Here is a 14,886-nt window from a genome sequence, read left to right as displayed (position 1 = left end):
GGTAAGCGTTTGATGGTGTTTTTAGTATCAATTCAGGATGGTGAGCGCGGATGCTTGTCCGGGCCAGGGTCTGCAAGACTCGCAAGCGCCTGCGCCAGCAGCGCTATCGAGCGGGGGGCACATCCCTCGGCATCGTTGCTGATGGTCACAAAAGCGGGTTGACCGGCACCAGTGATGCCGGCAATCGTGCGGGCCAGCCGCTCCCTGGTATGCAGGTCTTCGCTGAGGATCTCGTTGAACGGCTGGTGCTTCTTTTGGGCATCGGCATAGCCATAGGCGCCAAAGAGGCGATTCAGATTCCAGCGGCACACCAGCGGCCCGGGCCATAGCGCACGCAGCATGTCGAGTTGCGCCTCGATGGGCGGCATCTTGCCGTGCAAGCCCAGACAGAAGGTTGCGCCATGGGTCTTGAGCGTGCGGGTCAGCTCCAAGGTCAGCAGCTCGGGGTCTCTGACCTCCACGGCAACGATGACTTGCGGATGTGCTTGCAGCGCTAGCCTCACGGCGGCCAGCAGCAGACCGAGTTTGTCCATCAACAGGCCGGGGCGGCTGAGCAGACTCCAGGGCAGGGGGCTGAGCTGAAAGACCAGAACGCCCAGCTTGCTGCCCAGACCTTCGAGAGTGGGCTCCACAAAATGCTCTATGGCCAGGTGAGGGTCCAGAAACGCGGGGTTGGCTTCGCGCGGCTTGCCTTCCTCGCTGCGTACCTGGGCATCGGTAATGCCGGCCGGGCATTTGACGACAAAGCGGAAGTCGGCATCGACCTGAGCGGCAAAGGCGGCATATTGGCTGGCCGTCAGCGGCCTCCAGAAGGTGCGGTCGACGCAGACGGTGCGCAGCAACGGGTGCTGGTGATAGGCCGTCAGGCCTTTTTTTGCCAGCACGCTGCTGTCATAGGCTCCATCCCAGACCAAGCCCTCCCAGCCCGGATAGGACCAGGTCGAGACGCCCATGCGCAGCAGGGGGGGCAGTTGTGCGGCCAGCTCCTGGTACTGCGCGGCTGCCGGGGCCAGGGCAATCGCGCCGCGTCCGGGTTTGCGTTCACCTGGGCCATCGGCCTGCGGGGCTTCTTCAGGCGGTGCTTTGCCGGCGCCATCTCCGGAGGGAGGCAGCTCGTCGGCAAAAAAATCGTCCTGGAAGGTATCGGTCATGTCGCAATAATTTTAATGAAATTGGCCTTCCACGCTTTCTCATCAATGGAAAGCAGCTATGGAAAGCATAGTTTTAAGGTTTGCTTGCACTTCTGCCGGATATCAAGCGCAGTCTGGCGGCATGCCTATGGCAAACTCATTGGCTTCCTGTGTTGAACGCCGTGGGGCGAATATCGAATGCAAAAAATCATTGGTCAGATTGCTCAAGAACTGAATGTCAAGCCGCAGCAGGTGAGCGCGGCAGTGGAGTTGCTCGATGGTGGCGCCACGGTTCCGTTTGTGGCCCGCTACCGCAAGGAGGCCACGGGCGGTTTGGACGATACGCAGCTGCGCACGCTGGACGAGCGCCTGACTTATCTGCGCGAGCTGGACGACCGCCGCGAGACGGTGCTCAAGGCCATTGACGAGCAGGGCAAGTTGACCGATGCGCTGCGCCTGGCGATTGCCAGTGCACCGACCAAGCAGGAGCTGGAGGACATTTACCTGCCCTTCAAGCAAAAGCGCCGCACCAAGGGCCAGATTGCCAAGGAATTCGGCATCGAGCCGCTGGCCGACAAGCTGTTTGCCGACCCCACGTTGGATCCGCACAAGGAAGCCGAGGCTTTCTGCAAGCCCGCGACGACGCTGGACGACGGCAAGCCCGGTCCCGACTTCAGCACCACCTTTGCCGTGCTGGACGGCGTACGCGACATCCTGTCCGAGCGCTGGGCCGAGGACCCGGCGCTGGTGCAGAAGCTGCGCGAATGGCTGTGGGATGAAGGCCTGCTCAAATCCAAGAAGGTCGAGAGCAAGAATGAAAACGACCCCGAGGTCGCCAAGTTTCGCGACTACTTCGAATACGACGAGCCCATTGGCCGCGTGCCCTCGCACCGTGCCTTGGCCGTGTTTCGCGGCCGTGCACTGGAGGTTCTCGAAGCCAAGCTGGTGCAACCGGTCGAGCCTGAACCGGGTCAACCCAGCCTCGCCGAGGGCAAGATCGCGCTGCACCTGGGCTGGAGCCATGCCAAGCGCGCCGCTGACGATCTGATTCGCAAATGCGTTGCCTGGACATGGCGCGTGAAGCTGAGCCTGTCCACCGAGCGCGACCTGTTCAGCCGCCTGCGCGAAGACGCCGAGAAGGTGGCGATCAAGGTGTTTGGCGACAATCTGCGTGACCTGCTGCTGGCGGCACCTGCCGGCCAGCGTGCCGTGATCGGCCTGGACCCTGGTATTCGCACCGGCGTCAAGGTGGCCGTGGTGGACAGCACCGGCAAGCTGGTGGATACCACCACCATCTACCCGCATGAGCCGCGCCGCGACTGGGATGGCTCGCTGGCCGTGCTCGCCCGTCTGGTGGAAAAGCACGATATCAATCTGATTGCCATCGGTAACGGAACAGCCAGCCGCGAAACCGACAAGCTGGCGGCAGACCTGATCAAGATTGCGTCCAAGGCCGACAAGAAGATCGAGAAGGTGGTGGTGAGCGAGGCCGGCGCCTCCGTTTATTCGGCCAGCGAGTTTGCGGCGCAGGAAATGCCCGATATCGACGTGAGCCTGCGTGGTGCGGCATCGATTGCCCGTCGCCTGCAGGATCCGCTGGCCGAGCTGGTCAAGATCGACCCCAAGAGCATTGGCGTGGGTCAATACCAGCACGACGTGAACCAGAGCGAGCTGGCCCGCCAGCTGGATGCCGTGGTCGAGGATTGCGTGAATTCCGTGGGTGTGGACCTGAACACCGCTTCTGCCCCGCTGCTGACGCGCGTTTCCGGGCTGTCGGGCTCGGTTGCCAAGTCGGTGGTGCGCTGGCGCGATGCCAATGGCTCGTTCAAGAACCGCAAGCAACTGATGGAAGTAGCCGGTCTGGGTGCCAAGACTTTCGAACAGGCCGCAGGCTTTCTGCGCATTCGCGGTGGCGACAATCCGCTGGATGTCACCGGCGTTCACCCCGAAACCTATCCGGTGGTCGAGCAGATCATCCTGGCCACGGGCAAGCCCGTGGATCAGATCATGGGTCGTGGCGAAGTGCTCAAGTCCCTGAAGCCGGAGCAGTTTGCCAATGACAACTTCGGTGCCGTAACCATCAAGGACATTCTGGGCGAGCTGGAAAAGCCCGGCCGTGATCCGCGTCCCGACTTCGTGGTCGCCCGCTTCAACGATGGCGTGGAAGACATCAAGGACCTGAAGGAAGGCATGACGCTGGAGGGAACGGTCAGCAACGTGGCCCAGTTCGGCGCGTTCGTGGATTTGGGCGTGCATCAGGACGGACTGGTGCACGTGAGCCAGATGAGCCATAAGTTCATCGAGGATGCGCGCGAGGTGGTCAAGACCGGGCAGATCGTCAAGGTCAAGGTGCTGGAAGTCGACGTAGATCGCAAGCGCATCAGCCTGACCATGAAGCTCGATGCAGCTCCTGCACGTCGCGACGGCCCGCGGGACAACCGCTTTGAAGGCGCAGGCCGCGGCAACAGCTATGGCGGCGGCAATCGCGGTGGCTATGCGCAACCCCAGCGTGGTAACCAGCCCACACAGCAAAATGCAATGGCATCAGCCTTTGCGAAGTTGCAGGGACTGAAGAAATAATCTCCCACCAGGCCGCCATCGAATCCAGATTACAGGCGGCCTTTTTGGTGGGAGCAGAACAATGCGCAAAGCGAGGGGGCGGGTGATATTGCCCGCCTTAGGCGTGGCGTTGCTGGTGGTCTTTATCGGCGCCAAGATGACATCACGCGGCTGGATATCGCTGGACAGGGTCAAGCAGAAGGCTCAGGCCCAGGTGCCGGCGCCCGTGGTTTGGCCGCCAGCCCTTGCATCAGAAGGCGATGACGTGTGCCATACCGTCAAGCTCAATCTTGCCCAGGTCGACAAGGCCCAAGAAGAGGGCATAGACATTGATCAGCAGCGGCGCTGCATCACGCGCGCTGCGATGGCCGAGCATGAGATGGCCAAAGTGCGTCACGCTGCCGCTCACAAGCAGCACGAGAGCCAGCGCGGGGAGCAGGCGCGGATCGAGCAGGTTGTGGAGCAACAGATCGCATCGGGTGAAATCACTATGCAGAATCTGATGCAGGCGCGCGCCGGCAAGGCAACCCGGATCGCGACTGCCCTGTTGCCGGCAGCGCATATTCCCGTCAGGTCCATGCCCGAGCCGCCGTCGCGGTTGTTTGTTTCCATGAGCTATCAGAGCGGTGATCTGAAGCTCAAGGCCTTTGTCACGCCGGATCCCAGAGATGGTAGGAAGCAGCCTTTGATGGTCTGGTTGACGGGGGGAGATACCAATAGTCTGGATGATTTCTGGAGTGAAGGGCCAGCCGCCAATGACCAAAGTGCCAGCGCGTTTCGCAAGGCCGGTATGGTGATGCTGTTTCCCACGCTGCGCGGCGGCAATGACAATCCTGGCCAGCGTGAGTATTTCTGGGGGGAAGTGCAGGATGTGGCCGCAGCCATCCTGCAGGCCGCGCAACTGCCTTATGTCGATCCGGCCCGCATCTATCTGGGTGGGCACAGCACCGGAGCCACGCTGGCGCTGCTGACAGCAACGGCAGGTTTGCCGGTGCAGGGGGTGTTCGCTTTTGGTCCGGTGGACGAGATCAGCGGCTATGGCTGGCCGGTGAAATGGGAGCTGATCTCGCCGGATGAGAGGCGCTTGCGCTCCCCCATGCACTGGCTGCATGCCATCAAGAGCCCGACATGGATCATTGAGGGCAGCAAAACCCCAGGCAATATCAACAGCCTCGACAATATGTGCGCGGCACGAAAGTCGAACCAGTTGCATTGCGTCTCGGTTCAGGGGGCTGATCACTTTTCCGTGTTACAACCCTTGACTCGCAAGCTTGCTGGTCAGTTGGTCATGGGCCTGCCCGTGCAGCTGAAAAGAGATGAACAGCTCTGATATTCCCATGAGCCTTCTTTTGTCCACTTCGGGGGGGCGACAACCCGGTCGTCGCTTTTGATCCAGATGAGTCGCGTCAAACCCCTGAGCCTGTCAACTCTGCTGGAGCAGCATGTATTGCTGCCCAGCCAGCCGCGCGCCGTTGCGCTGCTGTCGAGTGAGCTGCGCAAGCCGGAGCCCGGCATGCGCAGTCTGGTGCAACTGTTTTCCACCGATCCGGTCCTGACGGCACGCCTGCTGGCTGCGGCCAACGGGCCGGCGCACCTGCTGGGCCAGCGTGTGCACAGCATTCCTGAAGCGCTGGTGCTTCTGGCGCCGGCTCAGTTGCGGCAGATGGTGCAGAAGGCGACCCCTGTCAGCGCGTCTCATGTCTCGGCGGGCTGGAGTCTGGCGGGCTTTTGGCGCTATAGCCTGGACACGGCACGAATGGCACGCGCGCTTGCCATGTCGGTTCAGGCCAATGCCTCGCAGGCCTACGCCTTGGGGCTGTTGCATGGTTTGGGGGAGCTGCTGCTGCAGGCCGCTGATCCAGACACATTTCTCAGGCTTTCCGAGCTGCTGGAGCCCATGCACCCCAGGCGTGCGCAGGTAGAAATGCAGCTGATGGGCTATTGCTCGGGCCAGATCACGGCCCATCTGGCGCGGCAGTGGAATTGTCCGGACCTCATCAGCGACGCGTTCCAGTTCATGCATGCGCCTATGGAGCAGCCTGTTTTCGAGCCTTTGACGGGAGTGTTGCATCTGGCGATCTGGAGAGCATCAACCCGCGCGCTCAATTGGGGCGAGCGCCAGCTGGCAGTGACATTTCCTGCAGAAACCGGACTGGCTCTGGGCATGGACATCGATATGGTGCTGCGTCAGGCATCCATAGACTGGCATGCAGGCTCACTGGATGTTCAGTTTTAGGCCCCAATGCCGCCCGTGACGATGGAGTTGACGGGTTCAGGGAAGGTCTCGTCAGAAATCCGTGGTTACCCAAATTGCTGTTTTTCTTACGCTGAGTTGCAGTTTTAATTGCTAAAAACTATCTAATGATGAATTGGGGAGTTTTTCTCTATATGGTGTCTTGGGCACCCTCTGGAGCTCCCTGCAAGCAACTCTGGTCAGGAGCGCAACATGGACCCGAACAGTGCAAACAACTCCGGTGAAGCCTTGATGCTCCGACCCATGGCCGTGGAGTTGGGCAGTCCCTCCATGTGGCCTGATCACATGGTGGGGCAGCCCGACAAGCCGGTCAGGGTGCTGCTGGTGGACGACGATGCTCACTTGCGCATGGTGATCGCGCAGGAAATCATGAACGACCGTCGAACCATGGTGGTGGCTCAGGCGGACAACATCAAGGATGCAAGAAAAGCCATCCGTCAGCATGAAGTTGACGTGATGCTGCTGGATCTGAAACTGGGTGCAGATAATGGCCTCGAGTTGATCGAAGTGATGAAAAGCCACCGTCCGCAGGCCGAAGTCATCGTGGTTTCGGTGGTGGAAACGGAAGAGCAGGTGCTGCACGCTTTCGAACTGGGGGCCACCGGTTATCTGGTCAAGAACTCCTGGTTTGGCAATTACCCCCAAGCAGTGCTGCAGGTCGTCAACGGCGGAGCCTCCATCACCCCCAGTCTGGCCAGGCGTCTGCTGCAGCGGTGTGATAAGCGACCGGCTTCCGGAGCCGTTCCGGGCTCCGACATGTCCGACAGGCTGTCCAGCCGTGAATGCGAGGTTTTGCGCATGGTTGCCAGTGGCAACACCAGCGCAGAGATCGGTGCCAGCCTGGAGATCAGCACCATGACGGTCAACACGCATATCAAGAATATCTACCGCAAGCTCCAGGTGCGTAGCCGAGCCCAGGCCGTGCGCTTTGCCTATCTGCGCGGCTGGTTTTAGGCCGCGGCGCTGTCTGCAAACGCGTTCGCCATGTTCTACGCCTGGCATTTGCTTCTGTGGAGTGCGCAGCTGTTGCTGTGGCTGCCCTGGCTTTTGCCGGTGGGGGGGGCGTTTCATTCCGGTCCTTGGTGGACCGCTGTGCTGGGCATGGGGATCAGTATGGGGGTTGTCGTCTGGTTGCTGCCCCAGGTCTATCGCAGCGCGCTGTGGCGCAGACGTAAAAGTGTGCGTCCGTCGCAAGAGGTGCAGCGGGAGCGCAGACGCATAGCGCAAGCCTTGCATGATGATGTCGGCAGCCAGTTGGTGCAGCTGATAAGCCTGACCGAGCGCAGCATGGATCCGGCGATTCGCAGTGCCGCAGAACAATGCTTGCTCGATCTGAGGCTGATTGTTGATTCCATGGATAGCCGCAATGAACCCTTGGGCCTCCTGCTGGCACGCTTCAGGCACAGGCTTCAGCCCGTGCTGGATCATCGGGGCATGAATCTGCACTGGGATGTCTGGGTCCCGGAGGTCTATGGCGGCACCGCCAGCCTGCCGTGCGGTGTCATGGCCGAGGAGATCATGGCCGTGGTGAAGGAGGCGGTGAGCAATGTGCTGCAACACACGGATGCGCGTGAACTCTGGGTCACGCTGGCCGCCGTTGAGCAGTGGGAAAAGTCGCCTGACGCCCCGGCGGCCTATGTGCATGCCCGATTGAGCATTGAGGATGCAGGCCCCAGCAGGCAGGCCGAAGGCAGGCAAAGCCCGGACACCGCTGCTGCCACCGGCAGGGGATTGATCAATATGCGTCGCAGAGCACTCGCCATGGGGGCAAAGCTGAGCATCTCGGCCCGGCCGGGTGGCGGTACCTCGGTCACGCTCAACTGGTGAAGTCACGAACCCGATGGCGAGCAATGGGGCTTGCAAGCACAATGTCCGAATGAGGTCATCCACAAGAGCATTGCGAATCTATGCCGGCATCAAGGCGCGGCAGTCCATGGCGCAGCGGGGCTTGCAGCCGGGTATGGTCAGAGTCATACCTGCGGCGGCTGGTGGCCCTAAGGGGCTGATTCTCGGACCCCTGGATCGCTTCGTCTTTGGACAATGGTTGCAGGCCAGCGCGCAGCCGGTGGATCTGGTCGGAGCTTCCATTGGTGCCTGGCGCATGGCAACGGCCTGCCTGGATGCGCCGGTGGCGGCTTTTGAACGACTGGAGCGCGACTATATTGCCCAGCGCTTTGATCCTCCCGAAGGCCACAAGCGCACGCCTTCTGCACTGGTCAGCCAGCGGTTTGCGCAGTCGCTGCAGGATTTCTATGGCGGGCGTGTGAGCGAGGTGTTGGCGCACCCGCGCTACCGGCTGCATGTGATTGCCGCCCGCGGCCGTGGCCTGCTGTCACGTGTATCGCCCTGGCGGACTCCTTTGGGTTATGCGGCCGCGTTTGCCAGCAATGCGTTGCACCGGTCTGCCTTGGGCTGCTTGCTGGAGCGTGTGGTCTTTTCCACGTCCGCTAGTGATGCCCTGCATGCTCTTCCCTTCGGTGTTGCGGACATCCGTTCTGCGCAGACACCGCTGACGCAGAGCAATTTCATGCAGGCCTTGCGCGCCAGCTGTTCCATCCCTTTTGTGCTGGATGCCGTGCAGGATATTGCAGAGGCTCCCACGGGCGCCTATTGGGATGGGGGCATCACGGACTATCACATGCATCTGGATTACCTGGCCTCTCGCAGCGGCGATGGGGTGGTGCTATATCCTCATTTCCAGAAGGCGGTGATTCCCGGCTGGCTGGACAAGGGACTGAAATGGCGTCACGGCTCCAGCTCGTACCTGGACTCGATGGTGGTGCTGGCACCCGACCCTGCATGGGTGGCCTGCCTGCCCAATGGCAAGTTGCCGGACCGGCATGACTTTCTGAGTTACGGCACCGACCATGATGCGCGTGCCAGGGCCTGGAGCGCGGCGACGTCGGCCAGTCAGCAGCTGGCCGATGAGTTTGCTGAGTGGCTGCATGCACCCGATCCGAGTCGGGTCGAGGCGCTGTAGCTTTCTTGCAAATTGAGACAAAGCCTGACAGCAGAAGGAGGCAGAGCCAGCTGCAATTCCAGATGAGCACACTTTGACTCCGAAAATCACAGACCGTAGTCCACCAGCGATGTCCATGTCCGAGAACCGAAACGAGAAGTCTCCGTCCGACGAGTCGTCTCCCTCCCCCGAGGTCAACTTTGGTGCGGTTGCACCCACCAAGCCCTTTGCGGGGGCGCCGGTCGAAATCGAGACTCTCTCGCAAGAGGCGGGTTCAGCTGCAGAGGGCAGGCAGCCTGCACCCCGTTTGCGGGAGGGTATGGACAGACGTGCCAGGGCCAACATGGCTCCGGGGCTGGTGCATCTGGCCGAAATGCTGCCGGCCCTGCGCTTGCTCATCGGATTGATGATTGCTTCCATCGTGATCCTTGCTCTGTACTTCGGGCGGGACCTGTTGATTCCTCTGGCCCTGGCAATGCTGTTCGGCTTTCTGCTCGACCCTGCTGTCAGCAGGCTCAAGCGTTGGGGGTTGCCGCGAATGGCTTCGGCCATCGTGGTAGTGGCTTTTGCGCTGGCTGCTCTCGGGGGGCTGGGCATGTATTTGGGGAGTCAGGTGCAGCAACTCAGCGCCGACCTGCCGACCTATCAATCGACAATCCGCGACAAATTGCGCAGCCTGCGCAAGAGCGCCAACATGCCCAGTGCCTGGGATGGCGTTTTCAAGACCTACAACACGGTCGAGAAGGAGATCGCCAGCGTGGACAGCGCCAGGGCGCGGGTGCAGAAAGTGGAGGTGCAGACCCCCGATTCCAAGCCCACCACGCGGATGCTGCAGTGGCTGGGACGCATTGCCGAGCCGGTGACGACTGCGGGTATCGTGCTGCTGTTTGTCATATTGATCTTGCTGGATCGAGACGATCTGCGTGACCGCCTGCTGCGCTTGGTGGGAGGCAACCTCAATCTGGCGACCGATGCGCTGGATGAGGCCTCGCAGCGCATTGGCAAATATCTGCGCATGCAGTTCATCGTCAATGTCAGCTATGGCGTGCCACTCGCCATGGGCTTGTTGCTCATTGGCGTGCCAGGTGCGATTCTCTGGGGGGTGCTGGGCGCCATCATGCGATTTGTGCCTTATGTGGGCCCGATGATGTCTGCAGTGTTTCCGTTGGCGCTGGCCTTTGCGGTCGATCCCGGCTGGAATATGTTTTTGCTGACTCTGGGACTGATTCTGCTGCTGGAACTGATCAGCAACAATGTGATCGAGCCGTGGCTGTATGGCTCCAGTACCGGGCTGTCGACCTTGTCCATCATTGTGGCTGCGACCTTCTGGACGGCTCTCTGGGGGCCGATCGGCCTGATTCTCTCCACACCTTTGACAGTGTGCCTGCTGGTGCTGGGGCGCTACATTCCTTCGCTCAAATTCATGGAGGTATTGCTGGGAAGCGAGCCTGTTCTCGGGCCGCAGCAACGGCTGTATCAGCGCTTGCTGGCTGATGACGCTGATGACGCCATCAGCATGGCCGTGCAGTCGGTAGAGGAGCGCCTGCCCTCGAAACCGAGCCAGGATGACAGAGCCGGTGCCGTCAGGGGGTTCTATGATGAGGTTGCCATTCCTGCTTTGCGTATTGCAACCCAGCAACATCTGGAGTCGGCGACGGCCGAGCATCGCTTGCGGCTGTCCAATGGCATGGCAGCCCTGCTTGAGGAACTGCAGGATCAATACGCATTCAGAAGCCGTGGCGAGCATGCCGAGGTTGCTTCCGGTGAAGATGATCAGCGTCGATACTTGCGCATCCATTGCGCGGGTGTGCGTTGGGAGGTGGATGCCCTGGGCGCAGCCATGGTGGCCCATGCAGAGAGCTTGCATGGTCATGAAGTCAGCTGCTCCGAATGGGCACTGGCTCCGGACTCCAAGTCCTTGCAGTTCGACGTCAATGGCTTGCTGGCGGATCGCGAGTGGACTCGGGCCGTGAAGCAATCGGATCTATTGGTACTGTCGGTTTTCAATCATCAGCCACAAAGCATGGCGAGACGCATTGTGCGGCGTATTCGTCGCCACTGGCCGGGTGCGCGAGTGGTGCTTTGCCTGTGGAATGCGCCGGCCGTGGCGGCTGATCCCGAGTTTGCCCGGCAGACAGGAGCGCAGGCCTGCGTGACCAGTCTGCGTGAGTTGCACCTATGGGTGGAGGCCATGCAGGTTGGTGACCCCGGAGAGAGTGTGATTGCAGCTCCGATTCCCGATGCTGATGAGCAGCGCGTCAGAATGCTGCATGAAAGCGGAGTGCTGGCACCCGCATTGACCGCGCTATATCGCGACACGGCCAAGAAAGCCGTCAACGCTTTCAACACCAAATGGGCTCAAGTTTCCTGGGTGGATGCTGAGCGTGTCTTTGCACCGGGCAGCCTGCTGCCGCTTTCGGCGCAAGAGGGCCCTCAGCAAGGCTTTCCTCGTGATAGCTCGGTGTGCTCGTATGTGGTGTATGAAGAAGAGGCCATTGTGGTCGGCGACTTGGCACGAGACCCCCGATTTGCCAACGACTCGATGGTGCACAGTCTCAAGCTGCGCTTTTACGCGGGCGTGCCATTGACGGACAAAAGAGGCAATGTGCTGGGCTGTCTGTCCATCCTGGATGACGAGCCGCGCAACCTGTCCGACGATGAGCTGGAGGTGCTCGGTGGCATGGCGCGGCAACTGATGGATGATGTGCGTGAAGCGCTCAGGCAAGGTCCTGTCGTAGACGCCTGAGCCGGTTGTGCCATCTGTCAGAGTGAGGTTCTAAGCATCTGCTCATAGTCCTGCGCCGAGGCCAGTCGCGGATTGGTGGCATGGCAGTGGTCCTTGAGCGCACCGCTGATGATGGCATCAAACTGGGTGCGTTCCACTCCCATGGCTGCCAGACCCGATGGCAGACCCAGACGGGCATTCATGTCGAGAACAGCTTCAGGGATATCGCTTCCGCTGCTGAGACCCATGGCATGTGCCATGCGGTTGAGGCGGTCCTCGCGCCGCACGCTTTCGGCTTCGGCATTGAAGCGTACGACAGCGGGCAGAAACATGGCGTTGAGCGTGCCGTGGTGCAGGCGCGGGTTGATGCCACCCAGGCTGTGGCTCAGGCTGTGCACGCAGCCAAGGCCCTTCTGAAAAGCCATGGCCCCCTGCATGCTTGCACTCATCAGTTGGCGGCGCGCCTCAGCGTCGTTGCCATTGCGTGTGGCCCGCTCGATATGGGCCCAGCCCCGGGTCAGCCCGTCCAGGCCGATGCCGTCGGCCGGTGGGTTGAATGCCGAGGCCATAAAGGCTTCCATACAGTGCGCTATGGCATCCATGCCGGTTGCAGCTGTCAGCATGGGGGGCAGAGCAAAGGTCAGCTCGGGGTCGCAGATGGCAGCCTTGGGCACCAGATGCCAGCTGTGAAAGCCGAGTTTGCGATGGTCGTTGACAATGATGATGGCTCCGCGCGCCACTTCGCTGCCCGTACCGCTGGTGGTGGGCACGGCAATCAGCGGTGCAACGCGCTCGGTGATGCGAGGAGAGCCGCCTTCGATGGTCGCGTAGTGTGAGAGTGGCCCTTCATGTGTGGCTGCAATTGCCACGCCTTTGGCGCAATCAATGGCGCTGCCTCCGCCCACCGCGATCAGGCCGTCGCAGCTCTGGGCTTTGTAGATCTCAGCCGCCACGCACACTGCTGCCTCGGTGGGGTTGGAGGGAGTCTGATCAAATACGGCGTAGGGCAGCTCACCTAACGCATCGATGGATTTTTGCAGAATCCCTGCCGCCTTGACGCCGGGGTCGGTCACGATCAGCGGCTTGCTGATGCCCACTCGTGCACATTCCTGGCGCAGCAGACGCACGGCGCCAAAGTCAAACTGGATCTGGGTGACGAAATTGATAAAGGCCATGGTTCGCTTGCTTGATCGAAAGGGATTTCTGCAATCTAGAAGTCAGCTGCTGCAGCGCAAAGACAGCAAACCCTAGGTAACGGCGAAAAATCGTCTCCCTGGGGACAGGGTTGATGTTCTGGGTCATTAAAGTCGTAAACCGGCAAATAAAGTCGTAAACCCGGGGCTAGCATTCATGCAGTTTTGCGAGGCGCTGACTTGTAACCGTAAAGTCGTAAACTTGAGCTGATCGTAGTGATCTCGGGTAGACAATACAGCTGCTTGGTCCACCCCTGGTGCAGTCTTTGCTATGAAAAGAGCGCTTACATAGAGCGCTCTTTTTCATGCGTGAACGCGACTGCTTGCGGCTTTGCAGTCGTTAGATAATTTGGTCCTGATGGCTGCTACAGGCTGGTTGCAGCCGGTCAACTTCGTAAAGCAAATGACCGCTGCTCCCCAAAGCAGTCGTTGGACTGAATCTTCCTTGCAGGTCTGTTCTATGCCTCAAAGCTGTCACTTACGACTTACTCAAGCCGACTGACCGCTTCTGCACGTCTGGAAGTGGTGCTATCGACCCATTGCGGTCGCTAGCAAGATCACTAGCCAGCGTCTGCTCTCGGCTGGAGCAGTCACTCGACACTGAGGAGCCTGGACGAAGTGTGGCTGCAAGCTTGCATGCCGGTTAGCGATCGTTGGCTAGGTCTTACGATCAACCGTACGCCGTCAACCATGCCGCGCAGGTAATTTGCTAGCGATGTATTTCAGTGCACCTTGAAACACCCAGTGCCATTGTTCGCTCGGTTGCTGAAACAGTGGATGCCAAAAGAATTTGAAGTCATGCCCACCGTCATCGGTGGTTCTAAATGTCCAAGAGTCAGGCAGGCTGTCTATGTCACAAAGATGGAATGCCCAAATCTGGTTCTCATAGCCAGAGACCCAAGTGCCTAAGTCAGCCGAAGTTTTTGATGCGCTGAGACCACTTTCCTCACGTAGCTCACGGAGTGCTGCGTCTCTAGAATTCTCGCCTGGCTCAATAGTGCCTTTGACCAGCTGGAAACCTGCCAAAGGATGAACAAAAGCCAAAACCTCTAAGGCGCCCTGACCTCGAATGACTACTGGGCAAGCCTTATTGGGAGGGGAAGCAGCTTGCGATTGCATTGGACTATTTTCACCTATACCGATGACCTTTTCTGGCCGGCAGCAGCAGTTCCAGGACCTCGCTGCCAGCTGACTTCTCAAGCTAAGCTCGCGTATCGGGGTGTCTGCTTCCTGGCACGTTCGTGCACGCACACTACCGGCTAAATGCGGTCGTTCGATGTATTGATAGCATCACAACGCCAGCTAGCGGCATAACAATTCTGGAGGGCTCCACACCATGGCTTATGACTTGCACTTGGTCAGAACAAACGATTGGCTGGATGCCGCTGATGTTCCTGTTACCAAAGCAGATGTTGATGCACTGATCCTTTCTGATGCAGAACTTAGCTGGTCAGCGGACTACGTTGATATGCAGGTTGATGGTGAAGTAAAGCGATTTCATCTAATCGATTGGAAGGGTGAACCCTTCTTTTGGTGGTACCAAGATCAAATCAAGTTCAACAGCCCAGACCAAAGTGCGCTCATAAAGCTGGTGCGTATGGCCGAAACGCTAAACGCAGTTGTTGTGGGAGACGACGGGGAGCACTACGCACTTGTTTTACTGCCCAATGGCGATGCTTCGGTTTCGCACCGGCAGTTGCAGGAGACAGAAGCCTCCACCCCAACAGTGCTCTCTAAGGTCCGCTCATTTTTCAAGCGCTGACAGGCCGCTTTGGGTCGTTCTGAGACAGTCGCCTACCGGCCAGTAGCAGTCCTTGGAGCTGTTCCTGCAAGGGGCTGCTTCTGGCTACGTGAGCGGTCTGTCGTTGAATGGCAGCCTTGATGGGGCAGCGCGATAAACCGAGGGTGCCCGTCAGCAGTCATTCGTGTCGGCCAGCAATCGACCCTGAGCAGCCATTGGCTGCTCATCCTTTTGCAACTATGCTACCGTCAGTCTCAAAAGGAAATTGAAGACGTAGATCGGATAAGACTACCTGCAGTGCAGAGATACCTTATGTCTCGCGCAT

General features: G+C 59.8%; 12 protein-coding genes. 8 read left to right on the top strand and 4 right to left on the bottom strand.

Annotation, left to right across the window (positions count from 1 at the left end; genetic code table 11):
- Positions 1-32: 32 nt before the first annotated feature.
- Positions 33-1,151 (bottom strand): DUF72 domain-containing protein, encoded by a 1,119-nt coding sequence (locus F3J24_RS18105; protein ID WP_167009430.1) that lies wholly within the window; start codon positions 1,149-1,151, stop codon positions 33-35.
- Between the two features lie 177 nt (positions 1,152-1,328).
- Between F3J24_RS18105 and F3J24_RS18100 the strand changes: the two genes are divergently transcribed.
- Positions 1,329-3,710: a Tex family protein gene (locus F3J24_RS18100; protein ID WP_167009429.1), complete on the top strand. Its 2,382-nt coding sequence runs from the start codon at positions 1,329-1,331 to the stop codon at positions 3,708-3,710.
- A 229-nt stretch (positions 3,711-3,939) separates the two neighbouring features.
- Here the strand turns inward: F3J24_RS18100 and F3J24_RS24980 are convergent, their stop codons facing one another.
- On the bottom strand, positions 3,940-4,155 hold the full coding sequence (locus F3J24_RS24980) for a hypothetical protein (RefSeq protein ID WP_240154380.1): 216 nt from the start codon (positions 4,153-4,155) through the stop codon (positions 3,940-3,942).
- Here F3J24_RS24980 and F3J24_RS18095 point away from each other — a divergent pair.
- The 6 genes from F3J24_RS18095 to F3J24_RS18070 all read left to right on the top strand — a co-directional run bounded on the left by F3J24_RS18095 (position 4,147) and on the right by F3J24_RS18070 (position 11,648).
- Complete coding sequence (locus F3J24_RS18095; protein WP_240154379.1) at positions 4,147-5,019, top strand: S9 family peptidase; 873 nt, start codon at positions 4,147-4,149, stop codon at positions 5,017-5,019. The two genes, F3J24_RS24980 and F3J24_RS18095, sit on opposite strands and share 9 nt — an antisense overlap.
- 66 nt (positions 5,020-5,085) lie before the next feature.
- Positions 5,086-5,925: an HDOD domain-containing protein gene (locus F3J24_RS18090; RefSeq protein WP_003057060.1), complete on the top strand. Its 840-nt coding sequence runs from the start codon at positions 5,086-5,088 to the stop codon at positions 5,923-5,925.
- Between the two features lie 210 nt (positions 5,926-6,135).
- The gene (locus F3J24_RS18085; RefSeq protein ID WP_167009428.1) at positions 6,136-6,897 is read left to right on the top strand and encodes a response regulator transcription factor; all 762 of its coding nucleotides are present in this window, start codon (positions 6,136-6,138) and stop codon (positions 6,895-6,897) included.
- A gap of 30 nt (positions 6,898-6,927) precedes the next feature.
- Positions 6,928-7,770: a sensor histidine kinase gene (locus tag F3J24_RS18080; protein ID WP_167009427.1), complete on the top strand. Its 843-nt coding sequence runs from the start codon at positions 6,928-6,930 to the stop codon at positions 7,768-7,770.
- A 133-nt stretch (positions 7,771-7,903) separates the two neighbouring features.
- Entirely contained in the window at positions 7,904-8,923 is a 1,020-nt protein-coding gene (locus F3J24_RS18075) for a patatin-like phospholipase family protein (protein WP_167009945.1), read from the top strand.
- A gap of 298 nt (positions 8,924-9,221) precedes the next feature.
- Positions 9,222-11,648, top strand: coding sequence for an AI-2E family transporter (locus F3J24_RS18070; RefSeq protein ID WP_167009944.1), 2,427 nt, complete (start codon positions 9,222-9,224; stop codon positions 11,646-11,648).
- A gap of 17 nt (positions 11,649-11,665) precedes the next feature.
- Here the strand turns inward: F3J24_RS18070 and F3J24_RS18065 are convergent, their stop codons facing one another.
- Complete coding sequence (locus F3J24_RS18065; RefSeq protein WP_167009426.1) at positions 11,666-12,802, bottom strand: iron-containing alcohol dehydrogenase; 1,137 nt, start codon at positions 12,800-12,802, stop codon at positions 11,666-11,668.
- A gap of 702 nt (positions 12,803-13,504) precedes the next feature.
- Positions 13,505-13,939 (bottom strand): NUDIX domain-containing protein, encoded by a 435-nt coding sequence (locus F3J24_RS18060; RefSeq protein ID WP_167009424.1) that lies wholly within the window; start codon positions 13,937-13,939, stop codon positions 13,505-13,507.
- Between the two features lie 217 nt (positions 13,940-14,156).
- On the opposite strand from F3J24_RS18060, the gene F3J24_RS18055 reads away from it, so the two are divergent.
- Positions 14,157-14,582 carry a hypothetical protein gene (locus F3J24_RS18055; RefSeq protein ID WP_167009422.1) on the top strand — a complete coding sequence of 142 codons (426 nt, stop codon included), beginning with the start codon at positions 14,157-14,159 and terminating at the stop codon, positions 14,580-14,582.
- The last annotated feature ends 304 nt before the right edge of the window (positions 14,583-14,886 follow it).

The organism is Comamonas sp. Tr-654, from assembly GCF_011752915.1.
Lineage (GTDB): Bacteria > Pseudomonadota > Gammaproteobacteria > Burkholderiales > Burkholderiaceae_C > Comamonas.
Note: the sequence above shows the minus strand (reverse complement) of the source record. Positions and strands in the feature narration are given on the sequence as shown.